The 18,715-nt window shown below is 29.5% G+C and carries 21 protein-coding genes and 1 other RNA gene; 15 read left to right on the forward strand and 7 right to left on the reverse strand.

Annotated elements, in window-relative coordinates:
• Positions 1-9 precede the first annotated feature (9 nt).
• From L8X28_RS05075 to L8X28_RS05145, 15 genes are all read left to right on the forward strand, one after another.
• On the forward strand, positions 10-1,635 hold the full coding sequence (locus tag L8X28_RS05075) for a cation:proton antiporter (RefSeq protein WP_263661364.1): 1,626 nt from the start codon (positions 10-12) through the stop codon (positions 1,633-1,635).
• Positions 1,632-1,964 carry a hypothetical protein gene (locus L8X28_RS05080; protein WP_258107332.1) on the forward strand — a complete coding sequence of 111 codons (333 nt, stop codon included), beginning with the start codon at positions 1,632-1,634 and terminating at the stop codon, positions 1,962-1,964. Before L8X28_RS05075 ends, L8X28_RS05080 begins: the two co-directional genes overlap by 4 nt.
• Positions 1,961-2,587: an HAD family hydrolase gene (locus L8X28_RS05085; protein WP_258107333.1), complete on the forward strand. Its 627-nt coding sequence runs from the start codon at positions 1,961-1,963 to the stop codon at positions 2,585-2,587. The genes L8X28_RS05080 and L8X28_RS05085 overlap by 4 nt, the downstream gene beginning before the upstream one ends.
• Before the next feature lie 2 nt (positions 2,588-2,589).
• The gene (locus L8X28_RS05090; RefSeq protein WP_263665713.1) at positions 2,590-2,853 is read left to right on the forward strand and encodes a DUF2018 family protein; all 264 of its coding nucleotides are present in this window, start codon (positions 2,590-2,592) and stop codon (positions 2,851-2,853) included.
• A gap of 29 nt (positions 2,854-2,882) precedes the next feature.
• Complete coding sequence (locus L8X28_RS05095) at positions 2,883-3,290, forward strand: exporting protein (protein WP_133318977.1); 408 nt, start codon at positions 2,883-2,885, stop codon at positions 3,288-3,290.
• A gap of 47 nt (positions 3,291-3,337) precedes the next feature.
• The gene (locus tag L8X28_RS05100; RefSeq protein ID WP_263665714.1) at positions 3,338-4,231 is read left to right on the forward strand and encodes a polyprenyl synthetase family protein; all 894 of its coding nucleotides are present in this window, start codon (positions 3,338-3,340) and stop codon (positions 4,229-4,231) included.
• A complete protein-coding gene (gene hemA / locus L8X28_RS05105; RefSeq protein WP_263665715.1) occupies positions 4,231-5,538 on the forward strand; it encodes a glutamyl-tRNA reductase in 1,308 nt (435 codons plus the stop codon). The genes L8X28_RS05100 and hemA overlap by 1 nt, the downstream gene beginning before the upstream one ends.
• The gene (locus L8X28_RS05110) at positions 5,525-7,225 is read left to right on the forward strand and encodes a proline--tRNA ligase (protein WP_263665749.1); all 1,701 of its coding nucleotides are present in this window, start codon (positions 5,525-5,527) and stop codon (positions 7,223-7,225) included. The genes hemA and L8X28_RS05110 overlap by 14 nt, the downstream gene beginning before the upstream one ends.
• Entirely contained in the window at positions 7,222-7,617 is a 396-nt protein-coding gene (locus L8X28_RS05115) for an FxsA family protein (protein ID WP_263665716.1), read from the forward strand. Before L8X28_RS05110 ends, L8X28_RS05115 begins: the two co-directional genes overlap by 4 nt.
• A complete protein-coding gene (hemC, locus tag L8X28_RS05120) occupies positions 7,608-8,534 on the forward strand; it encodes a hydroxymethylbilane synthase (protein ID WP_263665717.1) in 927 nt (308 codons plus the stop codon). Before L8X28_RS05115 ends, hemC begins: the two co-directional genes overlap by 10 nt.
• Positions 8,535-10,328 (forward strand): menaquinone biosynthesis decarboxylase, encoded by a 1,794-nt coding sequence (locus L8X28_RS05125; RefSeq protein ID WP_263665718.1) that lies wholly within the window; start codon positions 8,535-8,537, stop codon positions 10,326-10,328.
• 119 nt (positions 10,329-10,447) lie between these two features.
• On the forward strand, positions 10,448-10,789 hold the full coding sequence (locus L8X28_RS05130) for a FlaG family protein (protein ID WP_133318891.1): 342 nt from the start codon (positions 10,448-10,450) through the stop codon (positions 10,787-10,789).
• Between the two features lie 2 nt (positions 10,790-10,791).
• Complete coding sequence (gene fliD, locus L8X28_RS05135) at positions 10,792-13,092, forward strand: flagellar filament capping protein FliD (RefSeq protein WP_263665719.1); 2,301 nt, start codon at positions 10,792-10,794, stop codon at positions 13,090-13,092.
• An 18-nt stretch (positions 13,093-13,110) separates the two neighbouring features.
• Positions 13,111-13,482, forward strand: coding sequence for a flagellar export chaperone FliS (fliS, locus tag L8X28_RS05140; RefSeq protein WP_133318893.1), 372 nt, complete (start codon positions 13,111-13,113; stop codon positions 13,480-13,482).
• Positions 13,479-13,694: a hypothetical protein gene (locus L8X28_RS05145; protein WP_133318894.1), complete on the forward strand. Its 216-nt coding sequence runs from the start codon at positions 13,479-13,481 to the stop codon at positions 13,692-13,694. The genes fliS and L8X28_RS05145 overlap by 4 nt, the downstream gene beginning before the upstream one ends.
• Here the strand turns inward: L8X28_RS05145 and rnpB are convergent.
• From rnpB to rplI, 7 genes are all read right to left on the reverse strand, one after another.
• An RNA gene (gene rnpB, locus L8X28_RS05150) (RNase P RNA component class A) lies at positions 13,689-14,010 on the reverse strand. The two genes, L8X28_RS05145 and rnpB, sit on opposite strands and share 6 nt — an antisense overlap.
• A 26-nt stretch (positions 14,011-14,036) precedes the next feature.
• The gene (locus L8X28_RS05155) at positions 14,037-14,576 is read right to left on the reverse strand and encodes a hypothetical protein (protein ID WP_263665720.1); all 540 of its coding nucleotides are present in this window, start codon (positions 14,574-14,576) and stop codon (positions 14,037-14,039) included.
• Positions 14,539-15,549 carry a hypothetical protein gene (locus tag L8X28_RS05160; RefSeq protein WP_263665721.1) on the reverse strand — a complete coding sequence of 337 codons (1,011 nt, stop codon included), beginning with the start codon at positions 15,547-15,549 and terminating at the stop codon, positions 14,539-14,541. Before L8X28_RS05160 ends, L8X28_RS05155 begins: the two co-directional genes overlap by 38 nt.
• Positions 15,539-16,411, reverse strand: a complete 873-nt coding sequence (gene era, locus L8X28_RS05165; protein WP_263662445.1) for a GTPase Era — start codon at positions 16,409-16,411, stop codon at positions 15,539-15,541. The genes L8X28_RS05160 and era overlap by 11 nt, the downstream gene beginning before the upstream one ends.
• Complete coding sequence (gene hslU, locus L8X28_RS05170; RefSeq protein ID WP_133318898.1) at positions 16,408-17,727, reverse strand: ATP-dependent protease ATPase subunit HslU; 1,320 nt, start codon at positions 17,725-17,727, stop codon at positions 16,408-16,410. The genes era and hslU overlap by 4 nt, the downstream gene beginning before the upstream one ends.
• The gene (gene hslV / locus L8X28_RS05175; protein ID WP_133318899.1) at positions 17,724-18,266 is read right to left on the reverse strand and encodes an ATP-dependent protease subunit HslV; all 543 of its coding nucleotides are present in this window, start codon (positions 18,264-18,266) and stop codon (positions 17,724-17,726) included. Before hslV ends, hslU begins: the two co-directional genes overlap by 4 nt.
• On the reverse strand, positions 18,266-18,709 hold the full coding sequence (gene rplI, locus L8X28_RS05180; protein ID WP_039618280.1) for a 50S ribosomal protein L9: 444 nt from the start codon (positions 18,707-18,709) through the stop codon (positions 18,266-18,268). The genes hslV and rplI overlap by 1 nt, the downstream gene beginning before the upstream one ends.
• Between the last annotated feature and the right edge of the window lie 6 nt (positions 18,710-18,715).

The following is an 18,715-nucleotide window of genomic DNA, read 5'->3' on the forward strand; positions in this document are numbered from 1 at the left end:
GGTTGGTGAGTGGATGCTTTTATAACTTTATTTTTAACTGCAGTAGCAGTTGCTGTCATACTTAATGTTATACTTAAAAAATTTGGTATTCCAACTATTATAGGTTATATAGCTACAGGTTTATTTGTGCGTGAATTTTATGGTTTTAGCACTAATGAATTTATTATACATGTAGCTGAATTTGGCATAGTTTTTTTAATGTTTACCATAGGGCTTGAATTTTCATTTAAACATCTTTTAGCAATGAAAAAAGAAGTATTTTTAAATGGAAGTTTGCAAATGCTAACTTGTGGTTTGGTTTGTACTTTACTTGTAACTTATATTTTAGGTATAGCAAGCCATATCGCAATGATAGCAGGTTTTGCTCTAGCCTTATCTTCCACTGCTATAGTTTTAAAAATACTTAATGATAATGGCGATATCAACGAAGAATATGGCCGAAAAGCTTTAGGAATTTTACTTTTTCAAGATATTGCTGTGATACCACTGCTATTAATGATTGATATATTTAGTTCTCAAAATGCTGATATTTCAAAACTTTTACTTACAACTTTAGTCAGTGCTGTAATTTTACTTGTTTTGCTTTATTTTATAGGCAAATACCTTTTTACTTATGTTTTAAAATTCATCATTAAAACTAACGCAAATGAAATTTTCATCGCTACCATACTTTTTACCGTAATAGGAGCGAGTTTTTTGGCTCATTCTTTTGGCTTTTCATACTCACTTGGAGCATTCATAGCTGGAGCTTTGATAGCTGAAACTAAATATAAACATAAAATAGAAGCAGATTTGGTTCCTTTTAGAGATTTGCTTTTAGGATTTTTCTTTATCAGTGTTGGTTTGCAAATTGATTTTCATATAGTTTTTGAAAATTGGTTTTTGATTTTTGTTTTTGTAAGCTTGGTTTTATTGATAAAATTTGTAGTAATCTATGGTCTTTTAATTCTTTATACAAGAAAAAGAGTAGCATTAAAAACTGCTTTGAGTATTTCTCAAATTGGAGAATTTGCGCTAGCAGTATTTTCGCTAATGCAAGTAAATTCACTTATAGATGAAAAAACAGCACAAATTTTTATTATAGTTTCTATCGTCACTATGGTTGCAACGCCTTTTATTTTAAATAATCTTAGAAAAATAGCCAACGCAGCCGAAGGTGAGCAAAATGATATGGCTAAATTTTATTTATGTGATCAAAAAATGAAAGATCATTTTATCATTTTTGGTTATACAAGATTAGGTCAAGAAGTGGTGCAAAAGATCAAAAAAACAGGTATTCCATATTTGGTTTTAGAAAGTGATTTAAATTTAGTTGAACTTGGCCGCAGTAGAAATGAAAATATCTTTTTTGCAAATGTAGCCCAAGTAGAAACATTAAAAGTAGCAAATATAGAAGAATGCTCAGTTGCTATTATAACTATAAGTAATGAAGCTAAGCTTGATATGCTCTATCAAGTGCTTTCTAGCTTTAACAAACCCATACAAACGGTTTTAAAAACAAGTGGTACAGGTGCTAAGATCATTTTCCCACATACTGATAAACATTTACACATTGTAGATGCTGAAGCTTCAATAGCAAGAAATTTAGTACAAGAAGCATTACAATGTAGAATCAATACAAGTGCAGCAGAATGAAAAATGATGAAAAAGCTTTAAGGGTAAAATATGTAAGAGCTTTAGAAAAATTTACTAATTCTGCTGTGAGTGCTTTAAAAAGAGAAGATTTTGATTTAACTCTTTTTAGGGAAAGAATGCAAAAAAATGCTAAAATCTTTGAGAAAATTCAAGCGGTGTTTTTAGATTCTACTTATACTAAGGCTTTGGAGATTTTTGTAAATGAGTGTTTAGATGAAAGTTTAGACCAAAAAACCTTAGCTTCAAAAGCCAATGCCTTATATAAGCTAAAAAATAATCAAAGTTATAAAAAAGACAAACATAAAATTAAATTTAAGGATGAATATTGATAAATGTAATTTTTGATATGGATGGCACGCTTATAGATAGTGCTAATGCTATAGTATGTGCGGTAAATGAAATAAGAGCGGATTTAAATTTAGAACCTTTAAAAAGAGAGTTTATTTTAGATACTATCAATACTCCTGGACAAAATTATGCTAAGATTTTTTACGGGGTTGATACTTACTCACATACTAGCTTTAAAGAAGGTTATGAGAAGTATTTTATTAAGCATTATGATCAAAGCGTGGTGCTTTTTGATGGTGTGCTTGAGGTTTTGGAATTTTGTAAAAAAAATGATTGCTATTTAGCTATAGCCACAAATGCACCTCAAGAAAGCTTGGTACCTATTTTAAAAAAACAAAACATTCTTTTATATTTTGATAAAATACTAGGTGTTAGTTATGGTATAGAAGCTAAGCCTGATCCTATGATGCTAAGATTAATCGCAGATGAAGCAAAATATGAAAAAAGTATTTTCATAGGCGATAGCTTAAAAGACAGACTTTGTGCTAAAAATGCTAAGATGGATTATATACATATTTCTTGGCAAAAAGAAATTAAAGACTTAGATGAAGCTAACGATAAAACTACTTTAATAGAAAAAATTCAAACTTATATAAAAGGTTAAAAATGGATATTTTTGATGAAATGTTTGCAAAAAGCCCTAAAGAAAAATTTATTGAAACAATAAAATATGCAAATTTAGGTGCATTAGAAAATGTTTTAGAAAAATTATTAGCCGATCATATCGCTATGATAGAGCTTTTAGAAAAAAATAATTTAAATGAAAATGATGTAGCACAATTTCAAATGGAAAATTCACTCTTAATAGATGAGAGAAAAAATGATTTTTATATAGGCTTAAGTGCTGAAATTTTAGGGTATGAGGGTTGATTTTGCGTTTATTTTTATCTTTATTTTTGATGTTTAATTTTTTAAAAGCTGAAGTATTTTTTGATTATACTTATAAATTTACCTTAAGTAAAGATGAAAAAGCAAGTGTAAAAATAAAAGAAATTGATTATCCTGATGAGATTTATTATTTTGACTTTTCATGGACTTTATTTGATCAAACTAATATCATCGTTCATTCAAGGTATAAAAAATACCCTAGGCAATTTGTGATGTCTTTAAGAAGAAATTTAAATTGGGTAGATCAAACTTTAGTGCCTGATTATAAAAATCCACACATAGATAGAGCAAGATTAATACTTGAATTTAGTGATTTTAAAAAAGGTGAGGCTATTTTCACTATCTACATAGAAGATAGAGATAAAAGATTAGAAGTGGAATTTTTAGATCCTAGAAAAGTCACTCTTAATCAAAACTAAAGTAAAATTTAATAAAATATAATTATAAGAAAATTAAGGAAAGCATGGTGCAAAAGATAGATCAATATATGCATGAATTTTTATCTGAATTAAATTACAAGCCTATTTTAACAATGAGTTCAAAACTTCAAGGCGGTAAAAAATTACGCTCAAAATTACTTTTAAAAATAGCTAGTGAAAACGATATTAGTTATAAAATTTGTGCCATTATAGAATTAATCCATGCTGCAAGCTTATTGCATGATGATGTGATTGATGAAGCAAAATTAAGAAGAGGTGTAAAATCTATCAATGAACAATTTGGAGCCAAAAATGCTATCATGCTTGGAGATATTTTATACTCAAAAGCCTTCTATGAACTTTCTTTAATAGATTTAAAATTAGCAAAAATCATCTCCAATGCTGTTGTAAAGCTTTCCGTTGGCGAATTAATGGATGTAAATTTAAGCAAAACTTTCAATACCGATAAAAACGCTTATTTGCAAATGATATATAACAAAACAGCCGTTTTAATCGAAGCTAGTGCAAGATGTGGGGCTATACTTGCTAATTTAAATGAAGATGATTTTGCAGAATATGGTAAAAACTTGGGCTTGGCTTTTCAAATCGTAGATGATATTTTAGATATCAAAGGCGATGAACAAACCTTAGGCAAACCCGCCATGAATGATTTTAAAGAAGGTAAAACTACCCTTGCTTATATGTATTTATATGAAAAATTAAATCCACAAGATCAAGAAATACTTAAGTCTTATTACAAGAAAGATTTAAATATAGATGAACTTGCTTGGATTAAAAATAAAATGCAAGAGCATGAAATTTTTAATCAAATTGGTCAAGAATTAAACACCTATGCAAATAATTCCTTAAAAGCCATAGAAAAATACAATATAAAAGATTTAGAAGATATTATTAAAAGTATGATAGAAAGGGAATTTTAATGCATTATTATTGTATCAGTTTTACGCACAAAAATACAGATATTGCTACTAGAGAAAAACTTTCCTTTTCTAATGAAGATAAAAAAAGAGAATTATTAAGATTAATCCATACTAATAATAAAATTCTAGAAAGTTTAGTGCTTAGCACTTGCAATAGAGTTGAAATTTTTCTTTTTATCGGAGAAATTGAAAGTATCAATGAACATATTTTAAAAACACTTAGTTTACTTTGTGGGGTTGATAAAGAAAATTTAAGCACAAAAGCTGATTTTTATGAAGATAGTGGGGCTATCCATCATTTATTTTCTGTGGCAAGCTCACTTGATAGTTTAGTTATTGGAGAAACACAAATTGCTGGACAATTAAAAGATGCTTATAAATTTGCTCTACAAGAACAAAGATGTGGTGTGCATTTAACTAGAGCAGTCCATTATGCTTTTAAATGTGCAGCAAATATTAGAAATCAAACTGAAATTTCCAAAAATCCTATTTCAGTTGCTTCAGTAGCAGTAGCAAAAGCCAAAGAGCTTATAAATTTAGAAAATAAAACTGCAGTTGTAGTAGGTGCAGGGGAAATGAGCGAGTTAGCCTGTAAACATTTATTAAATGCTAAAGCTAAAGTGTTGATTTTAAATCGAGATATACAAAATGCCCAAAAACTTTGTGAGGATTTAGGTGAAAATGCAAATTGCGAAAATATCGCAAATTTAAAAGAAGCATTAAATAAATATGAGATATTTTTTAGCGCCACAAATGCTCCACATGCTATCATAACTAATGACATATTAGAAGAAAAAGATTATAAAAGATATTTTTTTGATATAGCAGTGCCTAGGGATATTGATATAAAAGCAAATGAAAAAAATATAGTTTATGCTGTTGATGATTTAGAGGAAGTTGTAAGAAAAAATTTAACACTAAGAGAACATCAAGCCCAGATTGCTTATTCTATAGTAGGCACTATGACAAATGAGTTTTTTCAACATCTAAGCAAACTAGCAACCTTACCTTTGGTTAAGCAATTACGCTTGCAAGCTGATGAAATCGCTAAAGAACAATTACAAAAGGCCATAGATAAAGGATATTTAAAACACTCAAATCATGAAGAAGCAAGAAAGCTTATAAGACAGGTGATGAATGCATTTTTACATCATCCTAGTGTAAATTTAAAAAAACTAAGTGGAACTATGCAAAATGACTCTGTTGTAAATGCCATGCGTTATGTGTTTGATTTAAAAAATGAAAGCATGGAAGGTTTAAACTTCTATAAATGTGAATTTAATTTGGAGAATAATCATGAAATTTAGTAAATTTTATGCCATAAGCACAAAAGAAAATCCAAAAGATGCTACCCTGCCAAGTCATATATTTTTAGTTAAGGGTGCTTTTGTAGAACAAATTGGAAGTGGTTTGTATAATTTTTTACCTTTAGGAAAAAGAGTTTTAGATAAGATTAAAAATATCATCAAAGAAGAAATGGATAAAGCGGGAGCTTTAGAAGTAAATTTAAGCTTTAATACCCCAGCTGAACTTTGGAAAGAAAGTGGGAGATTTAATGTTTTTGGTAAAGAGCTTTTACGCTTTAAAGATAGAAAAGAAAATGATTTTGTCTTAGGACCAACTCATGAAGAAGCCATAGTAGCTTTGGTTAGAAATAAAGTAAATTCTTACAAGCAACTTCCTTTGCATTTATATCAAATAGGACTTAAATTTAGAGATGAAGCTAGACCTAGATTTGGGCTTTTAAGATGTAGAGAATTTTTAATGAAAGATGGCTATAGTTTTCATAGCAATGAAGCTGATTTAGATAAAGAATTTAATCTTATGCATGAAACTTATAGTAAAATTCTTACAAGATTAGGGCTTGATTTTAGAGCTGTTGAAGCTGATAGCGGGGCTATTGGCGGAAGTGGTTCAAAAGAATTTATGGTTTTGGCTAAAAATGGCGAAGATGATATATTATTATGTGAGCATTGTGATTATGCTGCAAATATCGAAGCAGCAAAAAGAGCTAAAAAAAGTTGCGAAGATGAAAGACCAGAAGCTGACTTTGCTACACAATTTCACACTCCAAATGTAAAAACTATAGAAGAATTAGCAGAATTTTTTAAAATTAATCCTTACTATACTGTTAAAGCTATTGCTAAAAAAGCTATTTATGAAAATGAAGAAAAAATTGTAGTATTTTTTATACGCGGCGATGATGAACTGCAAGAAGTTAAAGCACTAAATGCAGCAAATGCATTAGAATTAGCCGATGTAAGTGAAGAAGAATTAGAAAAAGCAGGTTTAGTACCAGGGTTTATTGGTTTTGTAGGATTAAATGGAGTTGATTTTTATATTGATCATGAGCTTGAAAATGAAACAAACATGATTATTGGAGCAAATAAAAAAGATTATCATTTAGTCGGAATCAATGTTGTAAATTTAAATAAAGAACGCTTTAAAGATCTTACCGCAGTTAAAGAGTATGATCTTTGTCCAAAATGTCAGCACAGGCTTAAGCAAAGCAAAGGTATTGAAGTAGGACATATTTTTAAACTTGGAAATAAATACTCAAAAGCAATGAATGCAAGCTATTTAGATGAAAATGGTAAAGCTCAATTTTTCACTATGGGTTGTTATGGTATGGGGGTGAGCCGTTTAGTAGCTGTCGCCATAGAAGCAAGCCATGATGAAAAAGGTTGTATTTGGAATAAAACTCTAGCTCCTTTTGTTTTAGATATTATCGTTTCTAATATAAAAGATACAAAAGCTATGGAATTTGCTGAGCAAATTTATACTCATTTTAAAGATAAAGAAATTTTGTTTGATGATAGAAATGAGCGTTTTGGTGTAAAGATTAATGATTTTGAATTAATGGGCTTTCCTTATGCTTTAGTTATAGGTAAGGGCTTAGAAAGCGATGAAGTAGAGTTAATCCATAGAAATACCTTAGAAAAACAAGTTTTAAAAACCCAAGAAGTAATTTCACACTTAGAGAAAATTTTATGATAGCAAAAACAAATTTAAGTGCTTTTTTGATTTTAGAGTTGATTGCTAGTATTTTATTTATAGTTTTTTTTGGTTTTTTAAATTTTTTTATGATAGTTTTTGCAAGTATGTTTTTAGGAGCAATGTTTTTAGCAAAGACTTGGACAAATCTCATAACTATGCAAAATGCCAATACTAATTTATTTGGTATAATTAAATTATTTTCCTTAACTATAGTTGGAATTTTACTTTTAATACCAGGAATTTTAAGCACATTTTTGGGAATTTTACTCTTATTTTTTATGATGATATTAAAATTATTTACAAAACAAAAAAGAAAATATCATCAAACAAACAACGAAGAAGAAATCATAGATGTAGAAATCATACAGGAGCATAAAAAATGCAATTAATCATCGCAACAAGAAAAAGCCAACTTGCATTATGGCAAAGTGAATATATAAAAAATAAATTATTACAAACACATTCTGATTTAGAAATTTTTTTAGAGGGTTTTAAAACTAAAGGTGATGTTTTACTTGATTCTCCTTTAGCTAAAATAGGCGGAAAAGGACTTTTTACAAAAGAACTTGAAGAAAGTATGTTAAGAGGTGATTCACACTTAGCTGTACATAGCTTAAAAGATGTGCCAAGCTTCTTTCCTGATGGCTTAGTTTTAGCTGCTATTTCAAAAAGAGAAGTGGTAAATGATGCTTTTTTAAGTGAGTATTATGAAAGCTTAAATGCTCTTCCAAAAGGTGCAAAAGTAGGCACTACAAGTCTTAGAAGAAGAATGCAGCTTTTAGCGTTAAGACCTGATTTAAATATCATTTCTCTAAGAGGCAATATCAACTCACGCTTAGAAAAACTTAAAGCTAAGGAATTTGATGCTATTATTTTAGCTCTAGCTGGCATTAAACGCTTGGATTTAGATAAAGAAATAAAATACATTAGGGCTTTTGAACTTGATGAGATGATACCTGCAGCTTCTCAAGGAGCTTTAGGTATAGAAAGCATTGATGATAAACAAATTTTAAAATACCTTGAATGCTTAAACGATAAAAATGCCTTTGTAGAAACTTATATCGAAAGAGATTTTATAAAAACCCTAGAAGGTGGTTGTCAAGTACCTATAGGAATTAATGCAAAAATCATTGATGAAAAAATAGAAATTCGCGCCATAGTGGGCTTACCTGATGCAAGTAAAATTTTAAAAGAAAAAAGAGTAATTGATAAGCAAAATTACTCAAATGTAGGCGAGCTTTTAGCCAAAGAAATGATAGCAAAAGGTGCAAAAGAAATTTTAAAAGAAGCAGAGAGTATGATATAAATGCAAAAATTCATAGAGCTTTTAGAAAAAAATAATTTATTAAAAACCATCCATGAGCCAGTAGATGTAGAACTTGAAATGGCGCATTTAGCTTATATAGAAGTTAAAAAAGAAGACTCTAAAGCCTTGCTTTTTACTAATGCAGTAAAAAATGGTAAAAAATACGATTATCCTGTATTATTAAATACTTTTTGCAGCAAAGAAGCTTTAAATTTAGCATTTGGAAAAGATTATGAAGATGTAGCTAAAGAAATTAGCTCTTTACTTAAAATGCACATACCGCAAAGCTTTGGTGCGAAATTAAATTTTTTCAAAACCTTGCTTGATTTAAAAAATATCCCACCAAAACGTATCAAAAAAGATGGAGAATTTAACTACAAAAGCTTAAATTCTTTATATGAAATACCTATTTTAAAAACTTGGGAAAAAGACGCTGCACCTTTTATCACTATGGGGCAAGTTTATACTCAAAGCATAGATGGAAAACAAAATAATCTTGGAATGTATCGCTTGCAAGTAGTTGATGAAAAAACCTTGCTTATGCATTGGCAAATTCACAAAGACGCGAGCCACTTTTTCCATGAGTATAAAAAAGCAAATCAAAAAATGCCAGTAAGTATAGCCATAGGTGGAGATCCTTTATATATTTGGTGTGCTCAAGCGCCTTTACCAAAAGGTATTTTTGAACTTTTACTTTATGGTTTTATTAAGAAAAAACCTGCTATTTTGGCAAAATGCAAAAGCAATCACCTCTATGTGCCTTATGATAGTGATTTTGTGATTGAAGGTTTTGTAGATCCAAATGAATTTGCACCCGAGGGGCCTTTTGGAGATCATACAGGCTTTTATACTCCTGTTGAACTTTGTCCTGTCTTAAAAGTAGAAAAAATCTTTGCTAAAAAAAATGCGATTTATCAAGCTACGGTTGTAGGAAAACCGCCTTTAGAAGATAAATACATGGGGCTTGGCACAGAAAGAGTTTTTCTACCTTTACTTCAAACTAACGCACCTGATTTGATAGATTATAACATGCCCGAAAATGGAGTTTTTCATAATTTAATCTTAGCCAAAATAGAAGCAAAATATCCAGCTCATGCAAAACAAGTAATGCATACTTTTTGGGGAGTAGGGCAAATGAGTTTTGTAAAACATGCTATTTTTGTCGATGAAAATGCACCTTGCTTGCAAGATTATGACAAGCTCATACCTTATATACTTAATCGCTTTGATGAAGAAAAATTACTTATTAGTGAAGGAATTTGCGATCAACTCGATCATGCTTCAAGCACTTATTGTTACGGTGGTAAAGCAGGACTTGATGCGTGTGGTGATGAGAAAAAAGTTGAACTTGAAATTCTAAGTGATGAAGCTTTGTTTTCACTTTTTAAAGAAAAAGATCAAAATATTTTAAAATTAAAACAATTTTACACCCAAACCTTTGCTCCAATTTGTGTGATCTTAATTGATAAAAAAGAAAAAATTGCTCAAATTTTTGAAAAACTACAAATTTATAAAAAACATTTTAGAATTTTAGTTTTTTTAGATTCAGATGCTATTTTAGAAAATCCTTATATGTTAATTTGGCGTGTGGTAAATAATATCGATGCAAAAAGAGATATATTTATCAAAAAAGATTATGTTGCAATTGATGCGACAAATAAAGGATCATTAGAAGATTATCATAAAGAATGGCCTTTAATGACAAATTGTTCTAAAGAAGTTATAGATAGACTTATTGCAAAAAAATTACTTGTAAATGATGAAAAATTCTTCAAAAAGTTTGAAATTTTTTAATTTTAAACTTTTTGAGAACACTTTTTGCTTATTAAATATATATATTTTTAATTTAAATATTAAGTTTTTTAAAATTGTGTCGATAGTGTGTTTTAGAGTCTTTCAAAAAGGAGTTTAAAATGGACATTAGCAATATTCAAAGAGATACAAACATAACTCATTTTAACACAAAAAGTGTTGAAAAGCCATCTCAAGAGAATAAGCAACAAGTTGATTTAAATGATCAAGATGAGAATTTAAATGAAAAATTAAAAAACGCAACAGAAAAACTTAATAGACAAATGGAAACATTGGAAACAAATGTGCGTTTTGCGTATAATGATAAAATAAACGAAATGTATGTAAATGTCACCGAAAAAGACACAGGTAGGTTAATACGCAAAATTCCTAGTGAAGAAGTTATGAAATTAATAGAACATTTTAAAGGTGTTATCGGCACCATTTTTGATAAGGAGAGTTAATCATGGCAGTAGGTAGTTTAGGAAGTTTAGGTATAGGTTCAGGAGTTTTAACAAGCGATACACTTAATAAGCTTAAAGAAGCAGAAATGAATGCTCACTTAAAGCTTTATAACACGCAACTTGAAACTAACACTTCAAGACAAAAAGACTTAGCAGAGCTTGAAGCTAAACTACTTGCTTTTCAAACTGCTGTAAATAGTCTTGGCGATACTTCTCAATTTAACAAAAAGAAAGTTTCTCCTAGTGTAAGTGGCGATAGCGCTGCTGCTAGCTTGGTTGTAGGCTCTTTATCTAATCTTTCAAATATGAAAGTCATAGTCGATCAACTTGCTCAAAAAGATGTTTATCAAAGCAATGGCTTCCAAGATAAAACTGCCTCTGTAATGAAAAGTCTTGGTATAGAAGGAACAGATGGTAAAGCTTCTTTTACTATTACCCAAGATGGAAAAGATTATAAAATAGAAATTGATCAAAGCACAACCGTAGCTCAACTTGCTGAAAAAATTAATTCCGCCACAGGTGGTAAAATAGAAGCTAAGCTAGTAAATACCGGAGATAGAGACAATCCATACCGCTTAGTAGTACAAAGCACTGAAACAGGAACTAAAAACAATATCTCTTTTTCAGGCGATGATAAGCTTTTAAAGGCTATGGGTTGGGAGCTTGATAAAAATAGCATTAGTGCGGGTGGTTTATATGGTTTTAGACCAACAGGCACTGAAAATAAAGATAAAGATAAAATAAGTGGAAAATTTAGTGGAAATCTTGATGAAAAACTGCTTGGTGCAGGAGAAAGCACTTCTTTTACTTTTGTTATAAAAAATGGTGAAAGATATGATAGATTTACTATAAATATTGATGAAAATACTACTTATAAAAGCTTAGCAGAAGATTTAAAAAAACAAACTAATGGAAAAGTGGAATTAAGCTTTGGTGAAGATAAAACATCGTTTACTTTTAGAGCTACTAATGGCGGTGAGTTAAGTCTTTTTGATGGTGGTTATGCAACTGATGCTGATGGTAATATAGACCAAGCAAATTATTCTAGAGATGATAAAGCTACTTCACTATTAAGTAGTAAATTTGGCATTACTCTAGATACAAGCACACCACAAGGCTACAATGTGGCTTCAAACAATGAAAATCATATCCAAAAAGGTATGGATGCTATCTTTAGTGTAGATGGTGTTAAAATGACTAGACCAACTAATACCATCACAGATATAGGACCTGATATTACCCTAGAGCTTAAACAAAAGGGTGAAATTAGTTTCAATGTTACTCAAGATACTGAAGCCATAGCACAATCTTTGGAAAGTTTAGCTACTGCTTATAATGATTTGATGATCAATCTTAATGCAGCGACAAAATACGATCCTGATGCAGGGACAAAAGGAAATTTCGTAGGTGTAAGCTCGATTTATAATATAAAATCACAAATTAACAATATTTTACTTCAAACTATCACAGTAGATGGAACAATCACAGTTGGAGATAGTGATACTTCAGATGGTGTTAAAGTCTCTTCAAAAGTAAGCTTATCTTTAGCTGATTATGGTTTGACTTTAAATGATGGGGTTTTAACCTTTGACTCTGGAAAATTTAATGCTAAATTTAACGAAGATCCTGAAATGGCTGAGAAATTTTTCGTAGGACACAATGGCTTTGAAGACATTGATTTGGTAGGAGATAAAATTAGCAAATTTGATGAAGGTGAAATAAAATTTGAACAAGGTAAATTTACCATTACATACAATGATGAAACTATAGATTTAGGTAAAACTGCCAATGGAGATCCTTTTACTTTAACTGGCAACACAGATGTGGAAAAAGCCCAAAATTTAGTTGATCATATAAATAGTTTTGGCTTAGAAGGTTTAGAAGCTAGTTTTCAAATTATCAACCAAGGCAGCAATGATCAACAAATTCAATTTAAAATCAAAGGAACATCAGGAAGTAACCTAGAAATTCAAGGTGATAAAGACTTTTTGAAAAAATTTGGCTTAAGTCCAAAAACTATATATTCAGTTTATAAAGAAGAAACTGGAACCTTTGGGGTATTAAAAAACACTATGGGCGAGATGATGAGCTCTGATGGTTCTTTTGGGGGTTATAAAGACTCTTTAACTAAAGAATCAAAAAATCTAAACGAAACTATAGAAAATACTAAAAAATCCATAGAAAGCAGATATGACACAATGTGGTCAAGATGGGCTGCATATGATGGTATAATTGCAAAATTAAATAACCAAGCAAGTGTTATTACAAATATGATTAATGCAGCAAATAATCAAAATTCTTAAAAAATAGAGAGGATTTAAATGCTAAATAGTGCAGTATATAATGCGTATTCACAAAATCAAACTGGTGTAGAATCCCAAGAAAAACTTATAGAGATGTTATATAGTGGGATTTTACGCTTTGCAAGTAGGATAAAAATAGCTATTCAAAATGGAAATATAGAAGAAAGAGTGTATTATGTAAAAAGAGCTAGTGCTATTTTTATAGAATTGTTAAATTGCCTTGATTATGAAAAAGGCGGAGAAATAGCACACTACTTAAGTGGCCTATACACTAGAGAATTACAACTTCTTTCTTTAGCAAATATAGAAAATAGTGAAGCAAGAGTAGATGAAGTTATCAATGTAGTCAAAGGCTTGTTAGAGGCTTGGAGAGAAGTTCATCAAAAATGAGTGAAAAAAAATGGATAGATGAGTTTAAACTAGCTGTATATACTGAAGATGTGGAAAAAATAGTTAAACTCATAGAAAAACCTGACTTTAAAGATTGTCCCAATGAGGCTTTGGCTCTTACTAATGAGGCAATAGCTTTTATGAAAAAAAAGCAAGATGAAGTAGCAAAAAATTTACAAAAACTCAAAAAAGCATCTGCTTATATGAAATAAAACATGGCGATAAGCCGAGTTCTGTCAAGAGCGATCATTTATCTAGACTTGTTTTTGCAAACAAGTTCAAGCGAAGGGTTATAATATAAGACTAAAACCACCCCTTCTTGCTGCGGATTGGGTTTACATAGCTAGCTTTGTTACCAAAGCTACTGGTAGGCTCTTACTCTACCGTTTCACCTTTTCCATATAATATGGTAGTTTTCTTTCTGTTGCACTTTCCCTTAGGTTACCCTAGCCATCCATTAGATGGAATCCTTGTCTTATTGCAGCTCGGACTTTCCTCTTCAAAAGAAGCGATCGCTTGCCATGTTTAGATAAATTTTATCAAAAAAATCATTTTTATACTAGAGTAAAAATAAGATTTAATGTAATTTTTAATTCATTTTCATATTTTACAAGCTCTAAATTTTTGACTTTTATATAAGGATCTAGTTCTTGCAAAAATTGCATTAAGAAATAAAAATCACCATTAAAACTCAATCTTAAATCATAATAAGTAAAATACTGATCTTGACTTTCATGACTTTGGATTTGTAAAAACCTTATTTTAGTGAGATTTTTTTCTATATTTTTTAAAACACTTTGATAATCTTTGCTTTCTTCTAAGGATATTTCATTATCAAAAGATTGCAATTTTTCATCTTTAAAATCAGAAATCAATTCTTGTTTTTGCTTATATTTTGCTTGTAAAATAAATAACTCATCTTTTGATAATTTCATTTGTTTTTCGAAATACTCAAAAATACTCATATAGATTATAAAAAAACCAAATACAAAAGCCATTATCAAAGTCAATATAAATTCGCGTTTAGATAATCTCGTAAAGATATTTTCTAAATTTTCATAAAGATTTTTCAAAAACAAGAGTAATTTTTTCATCGTTAATCTCTTTACTTTTTAACACGAAATGATATTTTTTAAAATCATCATAAAAATCATAATCTTTATTAAGCTTTATGATAAAATCATTATTTTTTATATATAAAGCTTCTATATAACTTTGATGAGAATTTAAGACTTTTAAAAAATTATAAAAATCCTTATAGCAGAGCGTATTTGCATAAAATTTTTGTAACAAATCAATTTTTTGTTCATTTTTTTCTTGTAATTTTTCAACTTCTTGATTTTGTTTTTGATTTATTTTTGCTTGCTCTAAGATATCATCTTGATTTTTGATTAAATTTTCATATTTTATTTTTTCTTTTTCATAAAATGATTTTTGCGTATATAAATACAAAGGATAAACTAAGGCTAGTAAAATCCCGCATGTAAAAGCTAATAAAATTTTAAAACTAAAAGATTTTAAATGATTTATTTTTGCTTTATTGGCAAAATTAATTTTAACTCGATCACATTTTTTTAATAATTTTTGATAGAAAATATTACTATTAAATTTATCAAAACTGCTAAGATTTTGAGTATCGTCTATACTTATGGTGTTTTTATATGTATTTTTTAATTTTTCATCATATATTTTACTATAAGTATTTAATGGCATAACTTTGCAATTTTGAAATTCACATCCCAAATACTCCACTAAAACTATGTATTTTTTCTTAAATAATAATGCAAGATTTTCACTATTTGTATCATTCCTAAAATACACTTCAAAGAGCAGGGGTTCTGGGATTACATAATCAACATCTAAAATATCTTCATATTTGCACAAAAATACATGAGTAAAAGATTTATCTTGAAAATACTTTAGCTCATATGAAAAATCATCTTTAAGACCAAGTTCCTCAAAGCTCTTTTTTAAGATTTCATCTTCACTAATAGGATTTGTAAGTTTTACATATAAAAGTTTTTCATAAGTAAGAAAATCTTTTTTGATGATTTTTTTACTCATCATAAAGGATTTTTTTGAGATTTTGCTCGTTTTTATGCCAATTTTTTTCTAATTGAACGAACAATTTTAGCATTACCTTTTTTTGCGCTAATTTTTCTATCTTCATCCTAGCTTCTTTACCTATACGCTTAATTGTAGCTCCATCTTTACCTAGTATCATTCCTTTATGAGAATTACTATCTGTAATGATGATGGCGTTAATATAATAAATTTGCTCTAGCTCTTTGATTTTTTCTATTTTTACTTCAGTGCTATAAGGAATTTCATCACTTAAATTTTCATATATGGCTTCTAAAATAAAATCTCTATAGATATCCTTTTCATTTGTGGTAGTAATAAACTCAGGATCAAAATAATACGGATGTTCAGGCAAATACTTAATCATCTCATCTAAGAGAATTTTTTTATAAAATTTTTGCTTAGCAGAATAGGGGATAATGGCGCTAAAATGTGAGTTAAACTGAGAATACTCGCTTAATTTTTTAAGTAAGACTTCTTTTTTTACCAAATCAACCTTATTGATTAATACAATATGCGGCACTTTAGGATTTAAACTTAAAAAATTTTCATAATCTTTAATATCATCATAAATACTAGCCACAAATAAAATCACATCACAATCTGCAATGCTTTTAATCGCCAAATCAATCATAAGCTGATTCATAGCTTTAGAGCTTGCATGTAAGCCTGGTGTATCTATAAAAATAAGCTGATGATTCTCATGCATTATAATTGCATTAATCTTTCTTCTTGTAGCATTTTGCTTATGAGAAACCATAGCCACTTTTTCTTCTAATAAAGAATTAAGGATAGAACTTTTTCCCGCATTAGTTCTACCTACTATGCTTATAAAGCCACTTTTCACAAGATATACCTAGCTAAATCTTTATTTTCTATGATATCTCCAAGTTTAACTTGCACTTTAAAATCATCTATTTTATAAACTTTTCCAGCATATTCATCTGCTTCAAAACTAATATCTTCCAAAAGTTTTTCCACCACCGTGTGTAAGCGTCTTGCACCAATATCTTGCATTTCTTCGTTAGCCTTGCTTGCTATTTTTGCTATTTCTCTAATAGCCTCATCTTCAAAAACAAGCTCTACATTTTCAGTTTTTAAAAGCTCAATGTATTGTGTTAGTAATGAATTTTTAGGTCTTGTTAAAATAGCATATAAAGCATCCTCATCTAGCGAATCAAGCTCAACCCTTAAAGGAAAACGCCCTTGAAGTTCAGGGATTAAATCACTTGGCTTGCTTAAATGAAAAGCACCTGCTGCGATAAATAAAATATGATCAGTTTTTAAAGGTCCAAATTTAGTTTGTATAGTACTACCTTCAACTATAGGAAGCAAATCCCTTTGCACTCCTTCTTTGCTTGGATCTTGGCGGTTTGAATTTGAGCTTGAAACTGCTACTTTATCTATCTCATCAATAAAAATAATCCCTTCATTTTCAGCTCTTCTTAAAGCCTCGCCTTTAATACTTTCCATATCAAGAATTTTTTCACTTGCTTCTTGAGCTAGAGCTATTCTTGCATCTTTTACTTTCATTTCTTTTTTAACTTTTTTATTACCCACGCCAATAACTTTTACTATATCTTGCATAGCACCCATTTCAGGTGGTAAATTTGGATTAGTATCAAACACGCTTTGTGAAATTTCAACCTCTATTGTGCTATCATCTAAATCACCAGCTTTTAATTTCACGCGCATTTTTTCTAAAGAATTTTGATACTCTTCTTGTTTTTCTTCACTAACACCTTTTGGTAAAGGTGGTAAAAGTTTTTCTAAAATTTTATTTTCTATAAATTCATTAATTTTGTCTTTATTTTTTTCTTTTTCTTCGTTTTTTACTAAATTTAAAGCAGCATTAGCTAAATCTCTAACCATGCTTTCTACATCACGTCCAACAAAACCAACTTCGGTATATTTACTTGCTTCAACTTTTACAAAAGGAAGTCCCATCATCTTAGCAAGGCGTCTTGCAATCTCTGTTTTACCAACCCCAGTTGATCCTATCATTAAAATATTTTTTGGCATGATATCATCTTGAAGTTCAGGGCTAAGCTGCATTCTTCTATAACGATTTCTTAAAGCAATTGCTATGATTTTTTTGGCATTTTTTTGTCCAATTACATAATCATCTAAAAATTTTACAATCTCTTTTGGAGTTAAATTCATTTATCATCCTCAATTACATAAGTTTTAATATTTGTATTAGTATAAATGCAAATTTCACCAGCTATTTGCAAGCTTTCTTTGACTAATTCTTCTTCATCTAAATTTGAATGTTTGGCTAAAGCTCTTGCAGCAGAAAGTGCATAATTACCCCCACTACCAATAGCAGCTATAGCACCATCTTCAGGCTCAACTACATCTCCAGTTCCTGAAAGTAAAAATATATGATCTCTATCTAATACCAACATCATTGCTTCAAGTTTTCTTAGGTATTTATCCTTACGCCATTCTTTTGAAAAATCTATTGCAGCTTTTAATAAATCACCCTTAGAACTAGAAAGTAGTTTTTCAAACATATCAAAAAGATTAAAAGCATCAGCGGTGCTTCCTGCAAAACCTGCTAATACTTTTCCATTGTTTAATTTTCTAATTTTAACTGCATTGTTTTTTAAAACAGTGTTTCCAAAACTTACTTGTCCATCTCCACCAATTACAGATTTATTTTTACCTTTATAAGCTAAAATTGTAGTTGCGTGAAACATTATTCTCCTTTAACTTCTAGCTTAAATACAGCGTGAATTGCATGGCCTAATTTTGCTGAAATTTCATGCACACCAAGCTCTTTTATAGTATCACATTCTAAGCTTTTTTTATCAAGCTCTATACCTTTTTGATCTTTTAATGCATGTGCGATTTCATCTTTAGTAACCCCACCAAACAAGCTTCCATTAGCTCCTACAGGCTTAGCTATACAAATAGTGATTTTAGATAATTCCTCTTTTAATTTTTCCAAATTTGCAAGTTCAAATCTTAAATTCTCAGCCTTTTTCTTTTGCTCTGCTTCATATTGTTTTAAAACTTCATGTGTAGCAGCTTTGGCAAAACCTTTGGCAATTAAAAAATTTTGTCCATATCCATCTTTTACTTCTTTAACTTCTCCTGCTTTTCCTAAGCTTTTTACATCTTTAATTAATAATACTTTCATTGTTTT

It is taken from the genome of Campylobacter sp. CNRCH_2016_0050h (genome assembly GCF_025772605.1).
GTDB classification, from domain to species: Bacteria; Campylobacterota; Campylobacteria; order Campylobacterales; family Campylobacteraceae; genus Campylobacter_D; species Campylobacter_D lari_D.

What these genes read in the sequence shown, in the direction of transcription:
- hslU (WP_133318898.1), bottom strand. Translation starts at nt 17,727, where the DNA reads ATGAATTTAACTCCAAAAGAGATTGTAAAATTTTTAGATGATTATGTA.
- fliS (WP_133318893.1), top strand. Translation starts at nt 13,111, where the DNA reads ATGCTAAATAGTGCAGTATATAATGCGTATTCACAAAATCAAACTGGT.
- L8X28_RS05095 (WP_133318977.1), top strand. Translation starts at nt 2,883, where the DNA reads ATGTTTAATTTTTTAAAAGCTGAAGTATTTTTTGATTATACTTATAAA.
- L8X28_RS05080 (WP_258107332.1), top strand. Translation starts at nt 1,632, where the DNA reads ATGAAAAATGATGAAAAAGCTTTAAGGGTAAAATATGTAAGAGCTTTA.
- L8X28_RS05145 (WP_133318894.1), top strand. Translation starts at nt 13,479, where the DNA reads ATGAGTGAAAAAAAATGGATAGATGAGTTTAAACTAGCTGTATATACT.
- hemC (WP_263665717.1), top strand. Translation starts at nt 7,608, where the DNA reads ATGCAATTAATCATCGCAACAAGAAAAAGCCAACTTGCATTATGGCAA.
- hemA (WP_263665715.1), top strand. Translation starts at nt 4,231, where the DNA reads ATGCATTATTATTGTATCAGTTTTACGCACAAAAATACAGATATTGCT.
- rplI (WP_039618280.1), bottom strand. Translation starts at nt 18,709, where the DNA reads ATGAAAGTATTATTAATTAAAGATGTAAAAAGCTTAGGAAAAGCAGGA.
- L8X28_RS05115 (WP_263665716.1), top strand. Translation starts at nt 7,222, where the DNA reads ATGATAGCAAAAACAAATTTAAGTGCTTTTTTGATTTTAGAGTTGATT.
- L8X28_RS05130 (WP_133318891.1), top strand. Translation starts at nt 10,448, where the DNA reads ATGGACATTAGCAATATTCAAAGAGATACAAACATAACTCATTTTAAC.
- L8X28_RS05155 (WP_263665720.1), bottom strand. Translation starts at nt 14,576, where the DNA reads ATGAAAAAATTACTCTTGTTTTTGAAAAATCTTTATGAAAATTTAGAA.
- L8X28_RS05160 (WP_263665721.1), bottom strand. Translation starts at nt 15,549, where the DNA reads ATGATGAGTAAAAAAATCATCAAAAAAGATTTTCTTACTTATGAAAAA.
- hslV (WP_133318899.1), bottom strand. Translation starts at nt 18,266, where the DNA reads ATGTTTCACGCAACTACAATTTTAGCTTATAAAGGTAAAAATAAATCT.
- L8X28_RS05090 (WP_263665713.1), top strand. Translation starts at nt 2,590, where the DNA reads ATGGATATTTTTGATGAAATGTTTGCAAAAAGCCCTAAAGAAAAATTT.
- fliD (WP_263665719.1), top strand. Translation starts at nt 10,792, where the DNA reads ATGGCAGTAGGTAGTTTAGGAAGTTTAGGTATAGGTTCAGGAGTTTTA.
- L8X28_RS05125 (WP_263665718.1), top strand. Translation starts at nt 8,535, where the DNA reads ATGCAAAAATTCATAGAGCTTTTAGAAAAAAATAATTTATTAAAAACC.